Source organism: Stenotrophomonas bentonitica (assembly GCF_013185915.1).
GTDB lineage: Bacteria > Pseudomonadota > Gammaproteobacteria > Xanthomonadales > Xanthomonadaceae > Stenotrophomonas > Stenotrophomonas bentonitica.
Window position 1 is genome coordinate 480,494 of sequence record NZ_JAAZUH010000002.1, and the last position, 17,792, is coordinate 498,285.

At 69.6% G+C, this 17,792-nt stretch carries 16 protein-coding genes; 10 read left to right on the forward strand and 6 right to left on the reverse strand.

The window, feature by feature from the left end; genetic code table 11:
- Nucleotides 1-16: 16 nt before the first annotated feature.
- Together HGB51_RS13290 and HGB51_RS13295 are read right to left on the reverse strand one after the other, a co-directional pair.
- A complete protein-coding gene (locus tag HGB51_RS13290) occupies nucleotides 17-508 on the reverse strand; it encodes a methylated-DNA--[protein]-cysteine S-methyltransferase (protein ID WP_070208648.1) in 492 nt (163 codons plus the stop codon).
- 4 nt (nucleotides 509-512) lie between these two features.
- Complete coding sequence (locus HGB51_RS13295) at nucleotides 513-1,970, reverse strand: DNA-3-methyladenine glycosylase 2 (RefSeq protein WP_070208649.1); 1,458 nt, start codon at nucleotides 1,968-1,970, stop codon at nucleotides 513-515.
- A 186-nt stretch (nucleotides 1,971-2,156) separates the two neighbouring features.
- Between HGB51_RS13295 and HGB51_RS13300 the strand changes: the two genes are divergently transcribed.
- The 4 genes from HGB51_RS13300 (at nucleotide 2,157) to ubiM (ending at nucleotide 5,605) form a co-directional block, all read left to right on the forward strand.
- Nucleotides 2,157-3,299 (forward strand): COG3904 family protein, encoded by a 1,143-nt coding sequence (locus tag HGB51_RS13300; RefSeq protein WP_256123618.1) that lies wholly within the window; start codon nucleotides 2,157-2,159, stop codon nucleotides 3,297-3,299.
- A gap of 61 nt (nucleotides 3,300-3,360) precedes the next feature.
- Nucleotides 3,361-3,900 carry a DUF4019 domain-containing protein gene (locus tag HGB51_RS13305; RefSeq protein WP_070208651.1) on the forward strand — a complete coding sequence of 180 codons (540 nt, stop codon included), beginning with the start codon at nucleotides 3,361-3,363 and terminating at the stop codon, nucleotides 3,898-3,900.
- An 18-nt stretch (nucleotides 3,901-3,918) separates the two neighbouring features.
- Nucleotides 3,919-4,320, forward strand: coding sequence for an MAPEG family protein (locus HGB51_RS13310; RefSeq protein ID WP_070208652.1), 402 nt, complete (start codon nucleotides 3,919-3,921; stop codon nucleotides 4,318-4,320).
- Between the two features lie 88 nt (nucleotides 4,321-4,408).
- Nucleotides 4,409-5,605 carry a 5-demethoxyubiquinol-8 5-hydroxylase UbiM gene (gene ubiM, locus HGB51_RS13315; RefSeq protein ID WP_070208653.1) on the forward strand — a complete coding sequence of 399 codons (1,197 nt, stop codon included), beginning with the start codon at nucleotides 4,409-4,411 and terminating at the stop codon, nucleotides 5,603-5,605.
- Here ubiM and HGB51_RS13320 read toward each other — a convergent pair.
- On the reverse strand, nucleotides 5,602-5,832 hold the full coding sequence (locus tag HGB51_RS13320; RefSeq protein WP_070208654.1) for an RNA-binding S4 domain-containing protein: 231 nt from the start codon (nucleotides 5,830-5,832) through the stop codon (nucleotides 5,602-5,604). The two genes, ubiM and HGB51_RS13320, sit on opposite strands and share 4 nt — an antisense overlap.
- A 236-nt stretch (nucleotides 5,833-6,068) precedes the next feature.
- Between HGB51_RS13320 and HGB51_RS13325 the strand changes: the two genes are divergently transcribed.
- From HGB51_RS13325 to HGB51_RS13350, 6 genes are all read left to right on the forward strand, one after another.
- On the forward strand, nucleotides 6,069-8,009 hold the full coding sequence (locus HGB51_RS13325) for a DEAD/DEAH box helicase (RefSeq protein WP_070208655.1): 1,941 nt from the start codon (nucleotides 6,069-6,071) through the stop codon (nucleotides 8,007-8,009).
- A gap of 110 nt (nucleotides 8,010-8,119) precedes the next feature.
- The gene (locus HGB51_RS13330; protein ID WP_070208656.1) at nucleotides 8,120-10,537 is read left to right on the forward strand and encodes a putative bifunctional diguanylate cyclase/phosphodiesterase; all 2,418 of its coding nucleotides are present in this window, start codon (nucleotides 8,120-8,122) and stop codon (nucleotides 10,535-10,537) included.
- Between the two features lie 180 nt (nucleotides 10,538-10,717).
- Entirely contained in the window at nucleotides 10,718-12,310 is a 1,593-nt protein-coding gene (locus HGB51_RS13335) for a sensor domain-containing diguanylate cyclase (protein ID WP_141739190.1), read from the forward strand.
- Nucleotides 12,311-12,347: 37 nt separating this feature from the next.
- Complete coding sequence (locus HGB51_RS13340) at nucleotides 12,348-13,070, forward strand: pseudouridine synthase (protein ID WP_070208658.1); 723 nt, start codon at nucleotides 12,348-12,350, stop codon at nucleotides 13,068-13,070.
- A 64-nt stretch (nucleotides 13,071-13,134) separates the two neighbouring features.
- On the forward strand, nucleotides 13,135-14,205 hold the full coding sequence (locus HGB51_RS13345; RefSeq protein WP_070208659.1) for a sensor domain-containing diguanylate cyclase: 1,071 nt from the start codon (nucleotides 13,135-13,137) through the stop codon (nucleotides 14,203-14,205).
- Between the two features lie 103 nt (nucleotides 14,206-14,308).
- Nucleotides 14,309-15,469 carry an AAA family ATPase gene (locus HGB51_RS13350; protein WP_070208660.1) on the forward strand — a complete coding sequence of 387 codons (1,161 nt, stop codon included), beginning with the start codon at nucleotides 14,309-14,311 and terminating at the stop codon, nucleotides 15,467-15,469.
- On the opposite strand, the gene HGB51_RS13355 is transcribed toward HGB51_RS13350, so the two are convergent.
- The 3 genes from HGB51_RS13355 to HGB51_RS13365 are packed head-to-tail and all read right to left on the reverse strand — an operon-like array spanning nucleotide 15,470 to nucleotide 17,720.
- Nucleotides 15,470-16,417 carry a DMT family transporter gene (locus HGB51_RS13355; protein WP_070208661.1) on the reverse strand — a complete coding sequence of 316 codons (948 nt, stop codon included), beginning with the start codon at nucleotides 16,415-16,417 and terminating at the stop codon, nucleotides 15,470-15,472. It lies immediately after the preceding gene.
- 53 nt (nucleotides 16,418-16,470) lie between these two features.
- Nucleotides 16,471-17,289: a DUF72 domain-containing protein gene (locus HGB51_RS13360; RefSeq protein ID WP_171966861.1), complete on the reverse strand. Its 819-nt coding sequence runs from the start codon at nucleotides 17,287-17,289 to the stop codon at nucleotides 16,471-16,473.
- Nucleotides 17,286-17,720 (reverse strand): VOC family protein, encoded by a 435-nt coding sequence (locus HGB51_RS13365; protein ID WP_070209619.1) that lies wholly within the window; start codon nucleotides 17,718-17,720, stop codon nucleotides 17,286-17,288. Before HGB51_RS13365 ends, HGB51_RS13360 begins: the two co-directional genes overlap by 4 nt.
- Nucleotides 17,721-17,792: the final 72 nt, after the last annotated feature.

The following is a 17,792-nucleotide window of genomic DNA, read 5'->3' on the forward strand; positions in this document are numbered from 1 at the left end:
ACAACCAATGGCATGGTCAGGCGAACAGCGGCTGCGTGCGCGACTCCAGTTCCAGCAGCGCCGCCTTGGTTTCCAGCCCGCCGCCGAATCCGGTGAGCGCACCGCTGCTGCCGATCACCCGGTGGCAAGGCAACACGATCGGCAAAGGGTTGCGCCCGTTGGCCGCACCGACCGCGCGGCTGGCGGTGGGGTGGCCGATATGGCGCGCCAGCTGCACGTAACTCCAGGTCTCGCCGAACGGAATGTCGGCCAACGCCTTCCACACCCGCAGCTGGAACACGGTGCCGTGCGGGGCCAGCGGCAACGCGAAGCCGTTGCGCTCGCCGCGCAGGTACTGCAGCAGCTGCGTGCGCGCCTCGCGCATCGCGTTCGCGTCGCGTTGCCACTGCGCGCGGCCCTTGGCGTCGTAGCGGTTGTTCTCGAACAGGATGTGGTGGATGCCCTGGCTGTCGCCGGCCACGGTGAGCGCGCCGATCGGACTGTCGAAGGTGTCGTAGAGCAGGTTCATGCGGTTACTCCGAAGCGGACGTGGCCAGATGCCACAGGTGCAGTACGGCGTAGGCACGCCAGGGTCGCCAGGCCTGCGAGCGGGCCTCGGTGGCGCGTTCGCTCAGGCGCGTGTCGCCGCCGAGCACCTGCTGCAGCACCAGGTCGCCGGCGGGGAAGGCATCGGGCAGCGCAAGCGCGCGGAGCGCGATGTAGTGCGCGGTCCACGGCCCGATCCCGGGCAGCGCCACGCAACGTTCGATGAAACTGTCCAGGCGCTGGCCGGCATGGAAATCCAGGCGACCTTCAGCAACCGCCGTGGCCACCGCGCGCACCGTGGCCGCCCGCGTGCGCGGCAGGCCGATGCCTTCCAGCGGCGCCTCGGCCAGCTGTGCCGGGCTCGGGAACTGACGGTCCAGGCCCTCGGGCATGCCCTCCAGCGGGGTGCCGAAGCGGTCGACCACGCGACGCGCCAACGTGATCGCAGCAGCAACGCTGACCTGCTGGCCGAGCACCGCACGCACCGCCACTTCGAAGCCGTCCCAGCCGCCCGGCACGCGCAGCCCCGGGCGCTGCGCGATGCCGCGCGCAAGCAGCGGGTCCTGCACCAGGGTGGCGTGCACGATGCGCAGGTCGGCGTCGAGGTCGAAGATCCGCCGCACCCGGCGCACGATGCCCGGAATCGCGCGCGGGTCGACCTGACCCAGCTGCAGCAGCAGTTCGGGTCGGCGCGGATCGGCGGTCACGCGGATCACCGAGGGGCGCTCGACCGGGCCGATCACGCGCTGGTAGCTGCTGTCATCGATCTGCTCGATGCCCGGAATGCAGCGCCGGCGCAGGAAGCCGAGCATCGCAGTGAAATCCAGCGGCGGCCGGTAGCCCAGGCGCAGCGTCAGCGCGCCGTCGGCGAGCGTGCCGCGCTGGCGGCGGATCGCGGTGGGCGGCATGCCGCAGCCCTCCACGAACGCGGCGTTGAAGCGGCGCAGGCTGTTGTAGCCGGCGGCCATGGCCACGTCGGTGACCGGCAGCGCGGTTTCGGTCAGCAGCTGCTTGGCCAGCAGCAGCCGGCGGGTGGCGTGGATCTGCGCCGGGGCGGCTCCCAGCCGGGCCACGAACAGACGCTGCAGCTGCCGGGCGCTCAGCCCCAGCCGCGCGGCCAGGTCGCCGACCGCGGCGTCCTGCAGGTAGCCCTCGTGGATCAGGGCGAGCGCGCGCTGCAGGGTTTCGTTGCTCAGCGCGTCCTGCGCTTCCGGGGCCAGCTCCGGGCGGCAGCGCAGGCAGGGCCGGAAGCCGGCGGCGGCAGCTGCAGCGGCGGTGGGGTAGTAATCCACGTTGGCCGGTTTCGGCGCCGGTGCCGGGCAGACCGGGCGGCAGTAGATGCCAGTGCTACGCACGGCGGTGAAGAACACCCCGTCGAAGCGCGCATCGCGGGCCAGGCGGGCGCTTTCGCAGGCGGCGTAGTCCAGGGGCAGGGCGGCGTTCATGGGGCCAGCATAGGCCCTGGGACCCGCCGTCGCTCGCCATTTTCGGACACCAATGCGTAGTGCCGGCCGCCGGCCGGCACTACCGGGGGATTCAGGGCAGGTTGCAGCGCAGCGCCCCGGCGGAACTAGACTGTGTGTCCACGTGCCGCATCCGGCACGCCAGTAATCGGGATCCGGGGATTCATGGTGTTCAAGTCGTGCGCGGTGTCACTGCTCCTTTGCCTGGGGCTGGCTGCCTGCAGCCAGCTGGAAAACCCGGGCAACGTCACTGCGGCCGACAAGGCCGTACGCGCGCAGACCGCCGACGGCGACCACATGGTGTCGTTCAACGCCGCCGACGCACCGCCTGCACCCGCGCCGCCGCCCAAGCGCGGCGAACAGGGTTGGCCGGAGGTGATGCTGGACAACGGCAAGGCGTGGATCAGCTGCGACACCGAATATGCGGACGCGGCCGGCGATGGCGCGCCGCTGGAAGCACTCGACCGTGCCAGCCTGGAAACCGCCATCGGCCCCTGCGTCGAACGCGGCCTGCTGCGCCTGCGCTACGCCGGCAAGATCAATCCCGGCTTCACCGAACTGGTCGCGCGGGTGGCACTGGTGGCCGAGGCGCAGCATGTGTCGCGGCGCATCCTCGACCTGGATTCCAGTGGCGGGCAGGTAGAAGCGGCGATCGTGGCCGGCGACCGCATCGGCGAGTCGAACTGGACCATCTGGGTACGCGAAGGCTCGGTCTGCCACAGTGCCTGTGTGTTCGTGCTGGCCGCCGGTGACAACCGGCTGGTGTCGGGCAAGGTCGGCATCCACCGCATGATGCGGATCAGCTCCAAGGCGACCTCGCGTGCCGAGCTCAACCGCGAGCTCCACGAGGTTTACGACAACGTCAAGGATTACCTGCAGCGCAACGGCGTGGCGGTGGGCGTGGCCGACCTGATGATGACCGTGCCCAACCGCAGCCTGCGCCTGCTCAGCAGCGACGAGCTGCGCCAGTTCGGCCTGGACGGCACCAACGCGGTGCAGGACGACCTGGAACGGATCAAGCAGATGCGCAAGTGCGGCGACGATTTCGTTCGGCGCAAGGACGCGTTCCTGGTGGCGTTCGACCAGGACTGCAAGCGCGAAGGCAGCGAGCTGGAGGCGATCACCCGCTGTGGGCAGACCCTGAAGCAGCGCTATGGCTTCCCGGATGCGACCTGTCCGGATGAAAGTCCGCTGTCGGAAATCGATGTGTCGATCCTGCTGCCGCCGAGCGACAAGCCGCGCGACGCGGTCGCCGAGCGTACCGCCAGCGATGACGAGCAGCCGTCCTCGGAGGCGGCCGAGCGCAACTGACGGACCGCTCACGGGATTCCCTTACACTGGCCCGTAGTCCACTGCCACTGACGGTGTCCCGATGCGCGTTCCGCTGCTGCTGTCGCTGTTGCTTCCGGCTGTTGCCCTGGCCCAGACCCCGCCGCCGGCCACCCCGGCTCCGGCACCCGCACGCCCGGCGGCGTCCGCACCCGCTGCGCCTGCTACGCCGGCACGTCCCGCGCTGACCCCGCAGCAGCAGGCCCAGGTGCAGAAGCAGGACGCCGAAATGGCCGCCGCCGGCCTGAAGGTCGCCCAGCTGGTGGATACCAATCGGGCCGCTGAAGCCTGGAAAGGCGCCTCGGCCATCGCCCGCAAGTCGGTCACCGAGCAGGCCTTCGTGAGCCAGCTGGCGGCCGACCGCACCCGCCTCGGCGCGCTGCAGTCGCGCGGTACGCCGGTGGTGACCCGGGTCAAGTACGCGCCCGGCGCCACCGTGCCCGAGGGCCTGTACATCAACGTCAGCTTCCCCACCCGGTTCGCCAACAATGCCCAGCCGGTGCGTGAGCTGGTCTCGTTCCGCCTGGACGAAGACAAGGTCTGGCGCCTGGCCGGTTACAGCGTGCGCGCCGCCGCTCCCTGACACGACGAGGAACATCGCATGGGTATCGAAATCCAGATGCTGGGCTGGGCCATCGTGCTCGGCCTGGTGCAGGTGATGCTGGCCGCCGCGGCGGTCACTCGCGAACGTGGCACGGCCTGGAACGCGTCGGCACGCGATGGCACGCCGCCGCCACCGGGGTTGCTGGCCGGGCGCCTGCAGCGCGCCCAGTCCAATTTCCTGGAAACCTTTCCGTTCTTCGCCGCCGCCGTGCTCGCGGTGGTGCTGACCCAGCGCCAGGACGCGACAACCGCGCTGGCGGTGCAGCTGTATTTCTGGGCGAGGGTGGTCTACCTGCCGCTCTACGCGGCCGGCATTCCGTACGTACGCAGCCTGGTCTGGCTGGTGTCGATGGCGGGCATCGTGCTGTTGCTGTGGGGCCTGCTGCACGGCCTGGCGTGAACTGTTGCCGACGCGGCTGATCCAGATCAAGGGCAGCCGCGCGGTGCAGCGGTAAGCTTGATCGTGGACCCACATCGGATAACGGATCATGGCGGACACGCCCGGAAGGGATGCGCAGTCAGTGGATGTACTGGTGGTTGGCGCCGGACCGGCCGGGCTGTGTTTCGCCCGCGCGCTGGCCGGCAGCGGCCTGTCGGTGACGGTGGTCGAACAGCAGCCGCGCGCAGCGCTGGCCGAGGCCGCGTTCGACGGCCGCGAGATCGCGCTGACCCATGCTTCGCGCCAGATCCTGGAGCAGCTGGGCCTGTGGGCGCGGTTCGATCCGGATGAAGTTTCGCCGCTGCGCGATGCGCGGGTGATGGACGGCGGCTCTCCGTTCGCGTTGACCTTCGCTGCCGGTGAAAAGCACGGTGGCGAGCTCGGGTGGCTGGTGCCCAACCACCTGATCCGGCGCGCGGCGTGGGACAGCGTGCAGGGCCAGGCCGACCTGGAGATCCTGGACGAGTGCAGCGTGCGTGGCATCCTGCCCGGCGCCCGCCACAGCACGGTGACCCTGGCCGACGGCCGCGAACTGCATGCGAAGCTGGTGGTCGCGGCCGACAGCCGCTTTTCCTCGACCCGGCGCATGCTGGGCATCGGCGCGCGCATGCGCGACTTCGGCAAGTCGATGCTGGTCTGCCGCATGCAGATCGAGGTGCCGCACCAGCACACCGCGTGGGAGTGGTTCGGCTATGGCCGCACCATGGCGCTGCTGCCGCTCAACGGCGACCAGGCCTCGGCGGTGATCACGCTGCCGCCGCGCGAGATCGAGGCGCTGCTGGCGCAGGACGAGGCCGGCTTCGGACAGCGCATCAGCGAATACTTTGAACATCGGCTGGGCGCGATTACGCCGGTGGCCAAGCCCATCGCGTATCCGCTGGTGGGCGTGTACGCCAACGCGTTCGTGGGCGAGCGCTGCGCGCTGATCGGCGACGCCGCGGTGGGCATGCACCCGGTCACCGCGCATGGGTTCAACCTGGGGCTGCAGAGCCAGCAGCGGCTGGCCGAGGTGCTGCGCCGCGCTGCGCAGCGGGGCACCGACATCGCCGCGCCGGCCGGGCTGGCCCGCTACGAGCGTGGCCACCGGCTGGCGTCACGGCCGCTGTACGAGGCGACCAACGCGATCGCCACGCTGTACACCGACGACCGCTTGCCGGCGCGCCTGCTGCGCCGGGCCGGGCTGCGGCTGGCGCAGGGGGTCACCCCGTTCCGGCAGCTGATCGCCGCGCACCTGACCCAGCGTTAGGGGGCGTCCGAGTCGGCGATGACGTTGATCACGGTGTCGCCGAACTGGACCTGCTGGCCTGCGCGGATCTTGCAGGCCTTGCGCAGCTCCACTTCACCGTCGACGGTGACATGGCCATCGCCGATCACGGTCTTGGCTTCGCCGCCGCTGGTAACCAGGTCGGCCAGCTTCAGCAGCTGCTTCAGTTCCACGTAGTCGCGGTCGAGTTCGAATTCCAGGGTCTGCATGGAAGGGGTATCCTAGGGGGCCGGAAGAGGGCGCGTATTGTGCGCCAGGACGGCGTTCCTGCGCGTATCTGTACACGTCGTTCAGGAACCATGCGGTATCATTCCGCCCTGAGCGAGTGAATCCTCCTCCAGACCGAGCAGCGCCAGGGCACGCGATAAGAAAGGGCGCCCAAAGCGCGGACCATCCTTTTTTTTATCGCACTGCCATGTGAATGGTAGTGCCTTCGGAGTTCCCCATGTCCCAAGAATCCCCCGCGCCGCTGCTGTTCGCAGACCTCGGCCTGTCCGACGCTGTGATGCAGGCCGTGGCCGCCGTCGGCTATGAAACCCCCTCGCCGATCCAGGCCGCCACCATTCCGGCCATGCTGGAAGGGCGCGACGTGCTCGGCCAGGCCCAGACCGGTACCGGCAAGACCGCCGCCTTCGCGCTGCCGGTGCTGTCCAACCTCGATTTCAACCAGACCAAGCCGCAGGTGCTGGTGCTGGCGCCGACCCGCGAACTGGCCATCCAGGTCGCCGAGGCGTTCCAGACCTATTCCTCGAAGATCCCCGGCTTCCGCGTGCTGCCGGTGTACGGCGGCCAGCCCTACGGCCAGCAGCTGCAGGCCCTGCGTCGTGGCGTGCACGTCATCGTCGGCACCCCGGGCCGGGTCATCGACCACCTGGACCGCGGCACCCTGGACCTGTCCGAGCTGAAGACGCTGGTGCTGGACGAAGCCGACGAAATGCTGCGCATGGGCTTCATCGACGACGTTGAAGCCGTGCTCAAGAAGCTGCCGGAAAGCCGCCAGGTCGCGCTGTTCTCGGCGACCATGCCGCCGGCGATCCGCCGCATCGCGCAGACCTACCTGCAGAACCCGGCGGAAGTCACCATCGCGGCCAAGACCACCACCTCGGCCAACATCCGCCAGCGTTACTGGTGGGTGAGTGGCATGCACAAGCTGGACGCGCTGACCCGCATCCTGGAAGTGGAGCCGTTCGACGCGATGATCGTCTTCGCGCGGACCAAGGCCGCGACCGAAGAGCTGGCCGAAAAGCTGCAGGCCCGTGGCCTGGCCGCAGCCGCCATCAACGGCGACATGCAGCAGGCGCAGCGTGAGCGCACCATCGCCCAGCTCAAGGAAGGCAAGCTGGACATCCTGGTCGCCACCGACGTGGCCGCGCGTGGCCTGGACGTGGAGCGGATCAGCCACGTGCTGAACTACGACATTCCGTACGACACCGAAAGCTACGTGCACCGCATTGGCCGTACCGGTCGTGCCGGCCGGACCGGTGACGCGATCCTGTTCGCCACGCCGCGCGAGAAGGGCATGCTGCGTGCGATCGAGCGCGCCACCCGCCAGCCGATCGAAGAGATGCAGCTGCCGACCGTGGACGCGGTCAACGACACCCGCATCACCAGGTTCATGAGCCGCATCAGCGACACGCTGGATGCCGGCGGCACCGAGTTCTACCGCGACCTGCTGCAGCGCCTGGAAGGCGAGAAGAACGTGCCGGCGATCGAGATTGCCGCCGCGCTGGCCAAGCTGCTGCAGGGCGACGCCCCGTTCCTGCTGACCCCGCCGGTGCGTGGCGCGCGTGAAGAACGTGCTCCGCGCAGCAACGACCGCAACGACCGTGGCGAGCGTCCGGCCCGTTTCGAGCCGCGCTTCGAACGTGGTCCGCGTCGTGAAGACGACCGTGGCCCGCGTCCGCCGCGTCCGGAAGGCGATTTCGGCAACAGCGACGGCGGCTTCGAACGCGCCCCGCGCCGTGACATCGCCCCGCGCGGTCCGGCTGAGCCGGGCATGGAAACCTTCCGTATCGAAGTGGGCCATGTGCATGGCGTCAAGCCGGGCAACATCGTCGGCGCGATCGCCAACGAAGCCGGCCTGGAAAGCCGTTTCATCGGCCGCATCGACATCCACAACGACTTCTCCGTGCTGGATCTGCCGGCTGAAATGCCGAGCGACCTGCTCACCCACCTGAAGAAGGTGTGGGTGTCGGGCCAGCAGCTCCAGATGCGCAAGGTCGAGCCGGGTGAAGACCTGACCCCGTCCGAACGTCCGGCGTTCAAGCCGAAGTTCGGCCGTGGCGGCAAGCCGGGCGGCCCGGGAGGCCACCGTGGCGGTCCGGGCGGCAACGACCGCCCGCCGCGTCGCGACGGCTTCAAGCCGCGCGGTCCGCGCAACGGCTGATCGTCCGCGCGATCACCCCCACAACGCCAGCCTTCGGGCTGGCGTTGTTGTTTGCGCCAGCCTCACGGTGCAGGGTTATGCTCTGATCACCATGGCGCCGGAGGGATCTGATGCTGGGACGCAGCAGTGACATGGGCAGCACGTCCGTACCGCATGTAACGCGGGGCTTGACCCTGCGCTTCGTACTGCTCACCGGCATGGCGATTGGATTGGTGGGGCTCTCGGCCCTGGTGCAGGAGCTGCAGGCGGCGTCCACCGCGTGGATCGTCGGCCAGAGCCACTGGTCGCGCAGCCAGCAGCACGCCACCTTCGCGCTGGAGCGTTACATCACCTCCGGCAATCCGTCGGCGCTGGCCGAGGCCCGTGAGGCATTGCAGGTGCCGCTGGGCGACCTCGATGCGCGGCGCGCGCTGGAACAGAACCCACCGGACATTGCGCGCGCGCGGCAGGGATTCCTGCAGGGTGGCAACGCGCCGGGCGACATCAACCGGCTGATCCTGTCCTTCCAGTACCTGGGCAGGATGGGGTACTTCCAGGATGCGGTGGAGGTGTGGCGGCAGACCGACCACGGCCTGGCCCAGATGCAGGAAATTGCGCGGACCGCCGAAGCCAACAAGGCCGACGGCAGTCCCGAGCCGGCGGTGCGCGATGCCCTGCTGGTGCAGCTGCAGGTGCTGGACCGGAGCCTGCAGGCTCAGGCCCGTGCCTTCTCGCTGGCGCTGCTGAACACCGCGTCCATCGTGCGCATCGCCACGCTGGTCGTGGCCGGGTTGTCGGTGCTGTTGATCACGCTGGTGGCGGTGCTGCTGGCGCGCCGTGTCCGGCACGACCTGATCGAGCAGGAAAGCCGCTTCCGCGCCGCGTTCTACCAGGCCACGGTGGGCATGCTCAAACTCGACCACGCCGGTGGCATCGTCGAAGCCAACCAGGCGGTGGCCGACATCCTCGGCTACCGTCGCGACGAGCTGCTGGGCATGGAACTGCCGGAACTGCTGGTGGACGGCGAGCTGGTGCTGGACGAGGCCGAAGGCATCGACTGGATCCGCCAGCTGCGCCCCGGTGAGCTGCGCTTCCTGCGTGCCGACGGTGGCCTGCTGTGGGGGCGCTGGAGCGGCACCCTGGTGCGCAGCCCCGGCCGCGAGCCCACCGTGTTCGCGATCATCGAAGACGTGTCGCAGAACCACGCGCTGGCCCGTGAAGTGGAGCACCATGCCAGCCATGATCCGCTGACTGGCCTGATCAACCGCCGCGAGATCGAACGCCTGCTGGAGCTGGCCCTGCTCGACGTGCGCAGCCACGGCGGCACCCACAGCCTGTGCTACCTGGACCTGGATTACTTCAAGCTGGTCAACGACGGGCTGGGCCATGCCGCGGGCGACCAGCTGCTTCGCGGGTTCGCCGACTACCTGGAAGGCGCGGTGCGCGAAGGCGACTGGGTCGGCCGCATGGGCGGCGACGAATTCGCCCTGTTCCTGCGCGGGGCGCGCCAGGAAGAAGCCAGGCAGGTGCTGCAGCGGATCGCACGCAACCTGGGCCAGGCCGGCTTCCAGCGCGACGACGGCACGCCCAAGGTCAGCTGCAGCATCGGCGTGGTCGAGATCGACGCCGACGTGGCCGACGTCAACTGGCTGATGAGCGCGGCCGACAGTGCCTGTTACGCGGCCAAGCAGGCCGGGCGCAACCGCGTGCACCTCTTCAATGAGAACCGCATGGCGCTGGAAGAGCGGCTGGCCGAGGCCGACCGGCTGGCACATGTCTCCAGTGCGATCGCCGAGAACCGCATGCTGCTGTACGCGCAGCGGATTGAGCAGGTCGGCGACCCCGGCTTCCTGCATTACGAAGTGCTGGTGCGCATGCGCGGCAGCGACGGCCAGCTGCATGGGCCGGGCGACTTCATGCCGGCAGTGGAGCGCTACGGCATGGGCATGGCACTGGACCGGCACGTGCTCGGCCTGCTGTTCCGCCACCTGCAGCTGTGCCCGGCGCATGTGCAGCGGCTGGGCCTGTGCAACGTGAACGTGTCGGCGCAGTCCATCGCCGAACCCAGCTTCCTGGCCTTCGTCTGCGACCTGCTGGAGCGCAACCGTGGCCTGGCCCGCAAGCTCTGCTTCGAGATCACCGAAACCGCCGCGATCAGCAACCTGGAGCAGGCGCGCAGCTTCGTCGAAGCGGTCAAGGCGCGGGGCTGCCGGGTGGCGCTGGACGACTTCGGCTCCGGGCTGTCCTCGTTCGGCTACCTGCGCCAGCTGCCGGCGGACATGCTGAAGATCGACGGCGTGTTCGTGCGTGACATGGACGTCGACCCGGTCAGCCGCGCCACCGTGCGCGCCATCACCGAGATCGGCCGCGAACTGCACATGAGCGTGGTCGCCGAATGGGTGGAGAGCGAAGAGGTGGCGCGGCAGCTTCAGGCGCTGGGCGTGGAAGGCCTGCAGGGCTACGCCATCGAGCGGCCGATGCCGCTGGAAAAGCTGACCCAGCCCTCATTGTGGCGGGAAGCGCCGAGCGCGTCCGGGCGGCTGTCCTGAACAGTCACGCGCGCGGCCGGGCTTCTTGCGATAATGCCGCCGGGGACGCGACGCGATGTGCGTAGCGGGGGACGGCAACAGGGTGGTGGAGTGAGGCGCAGCAACGGCAGGTGGCGGGGAACCGGAGCAGGGATCGGCGGGCTGGTCGGACTGCTGTGCCTGCTGCTGTCGGTGACCGCGATGGCCAGTACCGCCCAGGTCGGGCGCGACGTACTGCTGCTCGGCGCAGCCACCTCCGACCAGACCCCGCAGCGGGCCTGCCCGCCGGAGGTGCTGGCCCGGCACCAGGACATCCTGTCGATCCCGGCCCCGGCCGAGGGCTGGTCGGGGGCACCGCAGGCGGTGGACGTGTTCGGCGTGCTGACCGGCGAAGTCCGCATCAGCCACGGCGACCGCGAGATCTGCGGAAACATGCACGACGCGCGCACCCGCGACTCGCGCTTCCGCGCCGGCATCGGCATGGTGGTGGTGCCCAAGGCTGGCGAGCGCGAACCGATCGTGGTGTCCTGGGCGACCCCGCTGAAGCCGCGCTGGATTCCCACGGTCCGGCTGGGAGCACCCAGCCCCGTGCAGCAGAACGACACCGCGCGCCTGCTGGTGCGCGCGGCATGCATCGCCGTGGCGATCGCGCTGGCGCTCTCGGCGTTGATGGGGTTTGCCACCGCGCGCGACCGCACCTTCCTCTATTACGTGGCGATCTGCCTGGTGTTCGTGCTCTGGCAGGCGGTGCTGGGGGGATTGAGCGGCTATCCCGAGCCGTGGCTGCCGGTGCATGACCGCGCCTCGTGGTGGCTGGTCGGCCTGACCGCAATGGTGCTGGCCCTGCTGCTGCCGGTGCTGTGGCGGCTCAATGGCGGCGCGCGGCTGTGGCCGGGCTCGCGCAACGGCCAGCGGGTGGTGCTGTGGGGCCTGATCGGCGCCGGGCTGGTCGTGCCGCTGCTCGGCGTGACCGGGCTGGCCCGGATGGCGGCCGGGCTGGAACTGGTGTTCGTGCTCGGCTGCATCGCCTGCCTGGGCGTCGGACTCTGGGCGCTGTTCAAGCGCGACGGCTACGCCCTGGCCGGGCTGCTCGCACTGGCCCCGTGGTGGATCCTGATCGTCGCCGATGCGGTGCAGGCGCATTGGCTGACCTCCTACCGGATCGAGGCGCTGCAGCTGTCGGCCACCTGGTTCCTGATGATGGCGGCCTACGCGCTCAACCTGCGGCTGGGCCGGCTGCGCCAGCAGCGCGACGAGATGCGCCAGCTGGCCGACACCGATGCGCTGACCGGGCTGCCCAACCGGCGCCACGGGCTGCACCTGCTGGCCCGCCACCTGGAACGTGCCGGCGCCGAACAGCAGCCGCTGGCGATCGGCTTCCTCGACATCGACCTGTTCAAGGACATCAACGACCGCTTCGGCCACGACGTGGGCGACCAGGTGCTGGTGGCGGTGGCGCGCGGCCTGCGCGGCGCGGTGCGGGTGCAGGACGACGTGATCCGCATGGGCGGCGAGGAGTTCCTGGTGCTGCTGCCCGGCGCCTCGCACGGTGCAGCACTGGCGCGTCTGGAAAACGTGCGCCTGCAGATGGCGGCCGCCGCCGCGCCGCTGGGCATTGCCGGGCTGAACGTGACGGTGAGCATCGGGCTGGCCGTGCTGCGCCCGGGCCGCGACGATCTCGCGGGGCTGCTGCGGCGGGCCGACCATGCCATGTACCGGGCCAAGCGCGCCGGCCGCGACCAGGTCTGCGACGGCGAACAGCCGCTGACCGCCGACGACCCGCTGATCGCCTGAGGCCGCGCCGGGCCGGCTTTTGCCGGATAATGGCGGCATGACAACCCGACTCAACAAACATATTGCCGAAACCGGCTTCTGCTCCCGGCGCGAAGCCGACCGCCTGATCGGCGAGCGCCGCGTCACCGTCAACGGCCGCCCGGCCGGGACCGGGGCGGTGGTCGGCGAGGGCGACATGGTGCTGGTCGACGGCCAGCCGCTGCGCGCACGCGAAGCGAAAAAGGCCGGCGGCCGCCGCCACGTGTACATCGCGCTGAACAAGCCGGTGGGCATCACCTGCACCACCGAAACCGCGGTCAAGGGCAACATCGTCGACTTCGTCGGCCATGAGCAGCGGATCTTCCCGGTCGGCCGCCTGGACAAGGATTCCGAAGGCCTGATCCTGATGACCAGCAATGGCGACATCGTCAACCAGATCCTGCGCGCCGAGAACAACCACCAGAAGGAGTACATGGTGGCGGTGAACAAGCCGGTGACCGATGAGTTCCTGCGCGGCATGGCCCGTGGCGTGCGCATCCGCGACGAAACCACGCTGCCGTGCCGGACTTCGCGCATCGCCAAGTTCGGTTTCCGGGTGATCCTGCAGCAGGGCCTGAACCGGCAGATCCGCCTGATGGCCGCCGCGTTCGACTACCGCGTCACCCAGCTGCGCCGGGTGCGGATCGACAACGTCAAGCTGGGCGCGCTCAAGCCGGGGCAGTGGCGCAACCTCACCGACGCCGAGCTGAAGGGCCTGCTGCCCAAGCAGCTGGACTGGTAAGCCTGCACTTGCGGGTAACCCGCGAACGGCTAAGCTGTGGCCAGCTCCCGGATGCGACCACCGCATGATCAAGCCCGAGAAGCCCGCCAACGAAGCCATCCGCCTGGCGGCGCTGTACCGTTACAACATCCTCGATTCGGCGAGGGAGAAGTCCTTCGACGACCTCGTCACCATTGCCAAGGCGGTCTGCGGTGCGTCGATGGCGGCGGTGACGCTGATCGACGCCGAGCGCCAATGGTTCAAGTCCATCGAGGGGGTCGACGCGCAGGAACTGCCGCGCTCTGAATCGATGTGCGGCCACGCCATCCTGCACCCGTCCGAGGTGATGGTGGTGGAGGACGCGCGCCAGGACGCACGCTTCCACGACAACCCCAACGTGACCGGCGACCCGAAGGTACGCTTCTACGCCGGCGCGCCGCTGATCAATACCGACGGGCTGGCGCTGGGCACGCTGTGCGTGTTCGACCCGCAGCCGCACCGGCTCGACCACCAGCAGACCGAGGCGCTGGCCGCGCTGTCGCGGCAGGTGATGCTGGTGATGGAGCTGCGCCGTTTCGCGCTGGACATCCAGTCGCACATGCTCGAGCGCGACGACTACGAGAAGCTGCTGGGTGAGTACCACGACGTGCTGCTGGCGCAGAACGCAGACCTGGCCGAACAGAGCCGCACCGACGTGCTCACCGGGCTGCCCAACCGCCGTGCGATGGCGGTAGCGCTGGAGGCCTCGGTGCAGGACGCCGACGGCCAGCCGCGGCAGACCGCAGTGGCGCTGGTGGATATCGACCACTTCAAGCACATCAACGACTTCAACGGCCACGCCACCGGCGACCGCGTGCTGGCCGAGCTGGGCGTGCTGCTGCGCGCGCAGTTCGCCGGGCGCGGTCTGGCCGCACGTTACGGCGGCGAGGAGTTCGTGGTGCTGATGCCCGACACCGAACTGCGCACCGCCGAACTGCAGTGCGATTTCCTGCGCATGGCGGTGGCCGACCTGCCGCTGGGGTTCCCGGTGACGGTCAGCATCGGCGTCGCGGCGCACCGTCCCGGCGATACGGTCGACCAGACGGTGGCGCGGGCCGATGCGGCGCTGTACAAGGCAAAAGGCAACGGTCGCAACCGGGTGGAAACCGCTCCGTAACGCCGGGTCCTACCCGGCTTCGTGACGCGTTCGGCCCGCTCGCACCCACTGCGACGCTGGGACGGCATTCTACGTGTTCGTAGTTACCGTTCGGACCCCGCGCATGCTCCAGACCCTGGCCATTTCCCGTTACCGCTCCCTGCACGACCTGGTCGTGCCGATGGGGCGGCTGAACCTGGTGACCGGCGACAACGGCAGCGGCAAGTCCAGCCTGTACCGTGCGCTGCGCCTGCTGGCCGATACCGCCCAGGGCGGCGTCGCGGCAGCGCTGGCCCGCGAAGGCGGGCTGGGCTCCGCGCTCTGGGCCGGCCCGGCACAGACCAGCCGGGCCATGCAGCAGGGAGAGGTGCCGGTGCAGGGCGCCGCGCGCAGCGAACCGGTGGCGCTGCGGCTGGGATTCGTCGCCGACGACTTCGGCTATGCGATCGACCTGGGCTTTCCGGTCCCCAGCAATTCGGCGTTCGCGCTCGACCCGCAGATCAAATGCGAGAGCATCTGGGCCGGGCCGTTCCTGCGCGGCAGCGCGGTGCTGGTGGAACGGCGCGGCCCGCTGGTGCGGCGACGCAACGGCCGGCACTGGGAAACCGTGGACGACCGGTTGTCAGTGTTCGACAGTCTGTTTTCGCAGCTGGCCGACCCGCAGCGCATGCCTGAAGTGCTGACCCTGCGCGAGATGATCCGCGCGTGGCGCTTCTACGACCACTTCCGCACCGACACCGGTGCACCGGCGCGGCAGTCGCCGCTGGCCACGCGCACGCCGGTGCTGGCCCAGGACGGTCGCGACCTGGCGGCGGCCTGGCAGACCATCGTCGAAGTGGGCGACGCGCAGGGCCTGGCCGAAGCGGTGGACGACGCCTTCCCCGGTGCGCAGGTCCATATCGAAGGCAGCGAAGGGCGGCTGCACCTGAAGTTCCACCAGCACGGGCTGCTGCGGCCGTTGTCGGCCGCCGAGCTGTCCGACGGGACGCTGCGCTACCTGTTGCTGATCGCGGCGCTGCACACGCCGCGACCGCCGCCGCTGATGGTGCTCAACGAACCAGAAACCAGCCTGCACCCGGACCTGTTGCCGGCGCTGGGCCGGCTGATCATCGCGGCGACTGCGCGCAGCCAGCTGTGGGTGGTGTCGCACGCCACGCGGCTGGTGGCGGCGTTGCGCGAGTCGCCGTTGTGCAATCCGATCGCGCTGGAAAAACAGATGAGCCGCACCACCCTGGTCGGGCAGGGACTGCTCGACGCGCCGGCCTGGTACTGGCCGGAGCGCTGATCAGTTGGCGATGTTGCGCGCCTCGGAGGTGCCCAGGATCTCCGGGTGCTGCACCGGCTTGCGGCGATTCAACAGCGGGTGCAGGAACACCGCACCGACGATGATCGCCACGCCGGCGTAGAACAGCGGCGTGAGTTCGCGCTGTTCGTTCAGCAGCACCACGGCCAGCAGGATCGCGTAGACCGGCTCCAGGTTGGTCACCAGCTGCACGGTGTAGGCACTGAGGTGGCGCAGCGCGACCAGCGCCAGCGCAAACGGCAGCAGCGTGCACACCCCGGCCAGGACCAGCAGCAGCATGCTGTCGCGCAGGTCCGGCACCACCCACAACGGGCTGGCCAGCGCCGGCAGCAGGAACGGTAGCAACGGCGCCAGCAGGGTCAGGGTCACGGTACCGGCACCGAGTTCCACCGCGGTCACGGTGAGCGGGTCGGCGTGGCTGACCAGGCGCTTGTTGAGCGACCCGAAGATCGCCACCAGCAGCGCCGACATCGCACCGACCAGCACGCCCAGGCGCATGCCATCGGGCACGCCGCCGACCACCATGCCAACCCCCGGCAGCACCGCGATGCCGAAGGCCAGTTCGCGCAGCTGGAACGGGCGCTTGGCCACCCACGGTTCGATCACCGCGGTGAACACCGGGGCCAGCGCGATGCAGGTGGCGGCCACCGAGGCGTTGGCCAGCTTCACCGCGCCATAGAAGGTCAGCCAGTGCAGCGCGACCAGTGCGCCCACCCCGCAGTAGCCGGCAAACAGGGCCGGCGACAGCTGGCGCAGTCCGCGCCAGACGCGCGGCAGCAGCGCCAGCATGGCCACCACCAGCAGCATGCGCCACCACACCAGCGGCAGCGCGGGCAGGGAAATCAGCTTGCCGAGGATGGCGGTGATGCCCCACAGCAGCACGCAGAAGTGGATTTGCAGCAGGGCTTTGCGGGTGTCGGTCATCGGCATCCGCCCATTGTCCGCGAATGGCCTGGGCCGCGCCATCCACGCAGGGCGTGGATCTACCCGCCGACGCCTTCCAACTGCATGCGCAACGCCACCGCCGCCCCCGGGTTGCGCTGCTTGGCCGCGCCAATGAACAGCACGTACACCTCCCGTGGCGCACCCGCTTTCGCGGCGGGCAGCACGTGCGGCAGGTCCGGATTGTCCCCGCCCCGTGCCCAGCGCATCGCGCGCAGGCACCACTGTTCCAGCGTGCGTTGCGGGTACCCCGCGCGCAGGTTGGCGCGCGACTGCATCAGCCGGGCATAGATGAAGTCCGCCGTGGGGTCGGCAAAGCTCGGGTACTCCTTGGAACCGCTGAAGACCAGCGCGGCGTTGTGCGCACGCGCCACCGCCAGCAGCTCGGGCGTCCACGCTGCCGGATTGCGCACCTCGAGCGCGTGCTGCAGGGTGCGGCCGTCGGCCTGCTTCGGCAGGGCGTCCAGGAAACGGTCGAACTCCTCCGCGCCGGCGGGATGGCGGTCGGCGAACTGCCAGAGCAGCGGGCCCAAGCGGTCCTGCAGTGCGCTGATGCCCTCGATGAAGCTTTCCGCACGCGCGCCGGCCTCGACCAGGTCATGCCGTTGGGTGATCGTGCGCGGCGCCTTGGCCGAGAAGCGGAACCCCGGTGGCGTCTGCTCGCGCCACTGTGCGTACACCGCCGGCTTCTGTGCGCGGTAAAAGGTGCTGTTGATCTCGATGCAGCCCAGCTGCCGGCTGGCATGCGCCAGCTCTTCGCGTTGCGGCATGCCGGCCGGGTAGAAGGTGCCGCCGCGCCAGGCCGGGAACACCCAGCCGCCGATACCGGTGCGGATCGGCCCGGGCGCCCCCTGCTTCAAACGCTGGCCTCCTTCCACGGGTCGTAGCTGCCGAACCACCACAGGTGGCCTTCCAGGTCGCGGCAGGCATAGCCACGGCCGCCGTAGTCCTGGCTGGCGATGGGAATCACGATCTCGGCGCCGGCCGCGAACGCCCGAGCGTGGTGGGCATCGGCGTCGGTCACGATCACGCAGGCGCTCTGGGTTTCGCGGTGGCCGATCTCGTCGGGCTGGACCACCCACTTGCCCCATTCGCCGCCGTTGTCGACCGACCCGAGCATGATCATGCCGCGGCCGTACACCAGCTGGGCGTGGTAGACGATGTCGCCTTCGGCATACACGGCCTGTGCGGTGAATCCGAACGCTTTCTCCAGCCACGCGATGGCGGCATGGGCGTCGCGGTAGCGCAGGCAGGGAATGATGGTGGAACCGGCATCGGGGGGCGTGGTCATGGGGGACTCCGGGTGGACGGCTTCTGGCACAGGCGAGCCTGCGACCGCCCGCGTTACCATCGTGCGAAACCT

What these genes read in the sequence shown, in the direction of transcription:
- HGB51_RS13290 (WP_070208648.1), bottom strand. Translation starts at nt 508, where the DNA reads ATGAACCTGCTCTACGACACCTTCGACAGTCCGATCGGCGCGCTCACC.
- HGB51_RS13295 (WP_070208649.1), bottom strand. Translation starts at nt 1,970, where the DNA reads ATGAACGCCGCCCTGCCCCTGGACTACGCCGCCTGCGAAAGCGCCCGC.
- HGB51_RS13305 (WP_070208651.1), top strand. Translation starts at nt 3,361, where the DNA reads ATGCGCGTTCCGCTGCTGCTGTCGCTGTTGCTTCCGGCTGTTGCCCTG.
- HGB51_RS13310 (WP_070208652.1), top strand. Translation starts at nt 3,919, where the DNA reads ATGGGTATCGAAATCCAGATGCTGGGCTGGGCCATCGTGCTCGGCCTG.
- ubiM (WP_070208653.1), top strand. Translation starts at nt 4,409, where the DNA reads ATGGCGGACACGCCCGGAAGGGATGCGCAGTCAGTGGATGTACTGGTG.
- HGB51_RS13320 (WP_070208654.1), bottom strand. Translation starts at nt 5,832, where the DNA reads ATGCAGACCCTGGAATTCGAACTCGACCGCGACTACGTGGAACTGAAG.
- HGB51_RS13325 (WP_070208655.1), top strand. Translation starts at nt 6,069, where the DNA reads ATGTCCCAAGAATCCCCCGCGCCGCTGCTGTTCGCAGACCTCGGCCTG.
- HGB51_RS13330 (WP_070208656.1), top strand. Translation starts at nt 8,120, where the DNA reads ATGCTGGGACGCAGCAGTGACATGGGCAGCACGTCCGTACCGCATGTA.
- HGB51_RS13335 (WP_141739190.1), top strand. Translation starts at nt 10,718, where the DNA reads ATGGCCAGTACCGCCCAGGTCGGGCGCGACGTACTGCTGCTCGGCGCA.
- HGB51_RS13340 (WP_070208658.1), top strand. Translation starts at nt 12,348, where the DNA reads ATGACAACCCGACTCAACAAACATATTGCCGAAACCGGCTTCTGCTCC.
- HGB51_RS13345 (WP_070208659.1), top strand. Translation starts at nt 13,135, where the DNA reads ATGATCAAGCCCGAGAAGCCCGCCAACGAAGCCATCCGCCTGGCGGCG.
- HGB51_RS13350 (WP_070208660.1), top strand. Translation starts at nt 14,309, where the DNA reads ATGCTCCAGACCCTGGCCATTTCCCGTTACCGCTCCCTGCACGACCTG.
- HGB51_RS13355 (WP_070208661.1), bottom strand. Translation starts at nt 16,417, where the DNA reads ATGCCGATGACCGACACCCGCAAAGCCCTGCTGCAAATCCACTTCTGC.
- HGB51_RS13365 (WP_070209619.1), bottom strand. Translation starts at nt 17,720, where the DNA reads ATGACCACGCCCCCCGATGCCGGTTCCACCATCATTCCCTGCCTGCGC.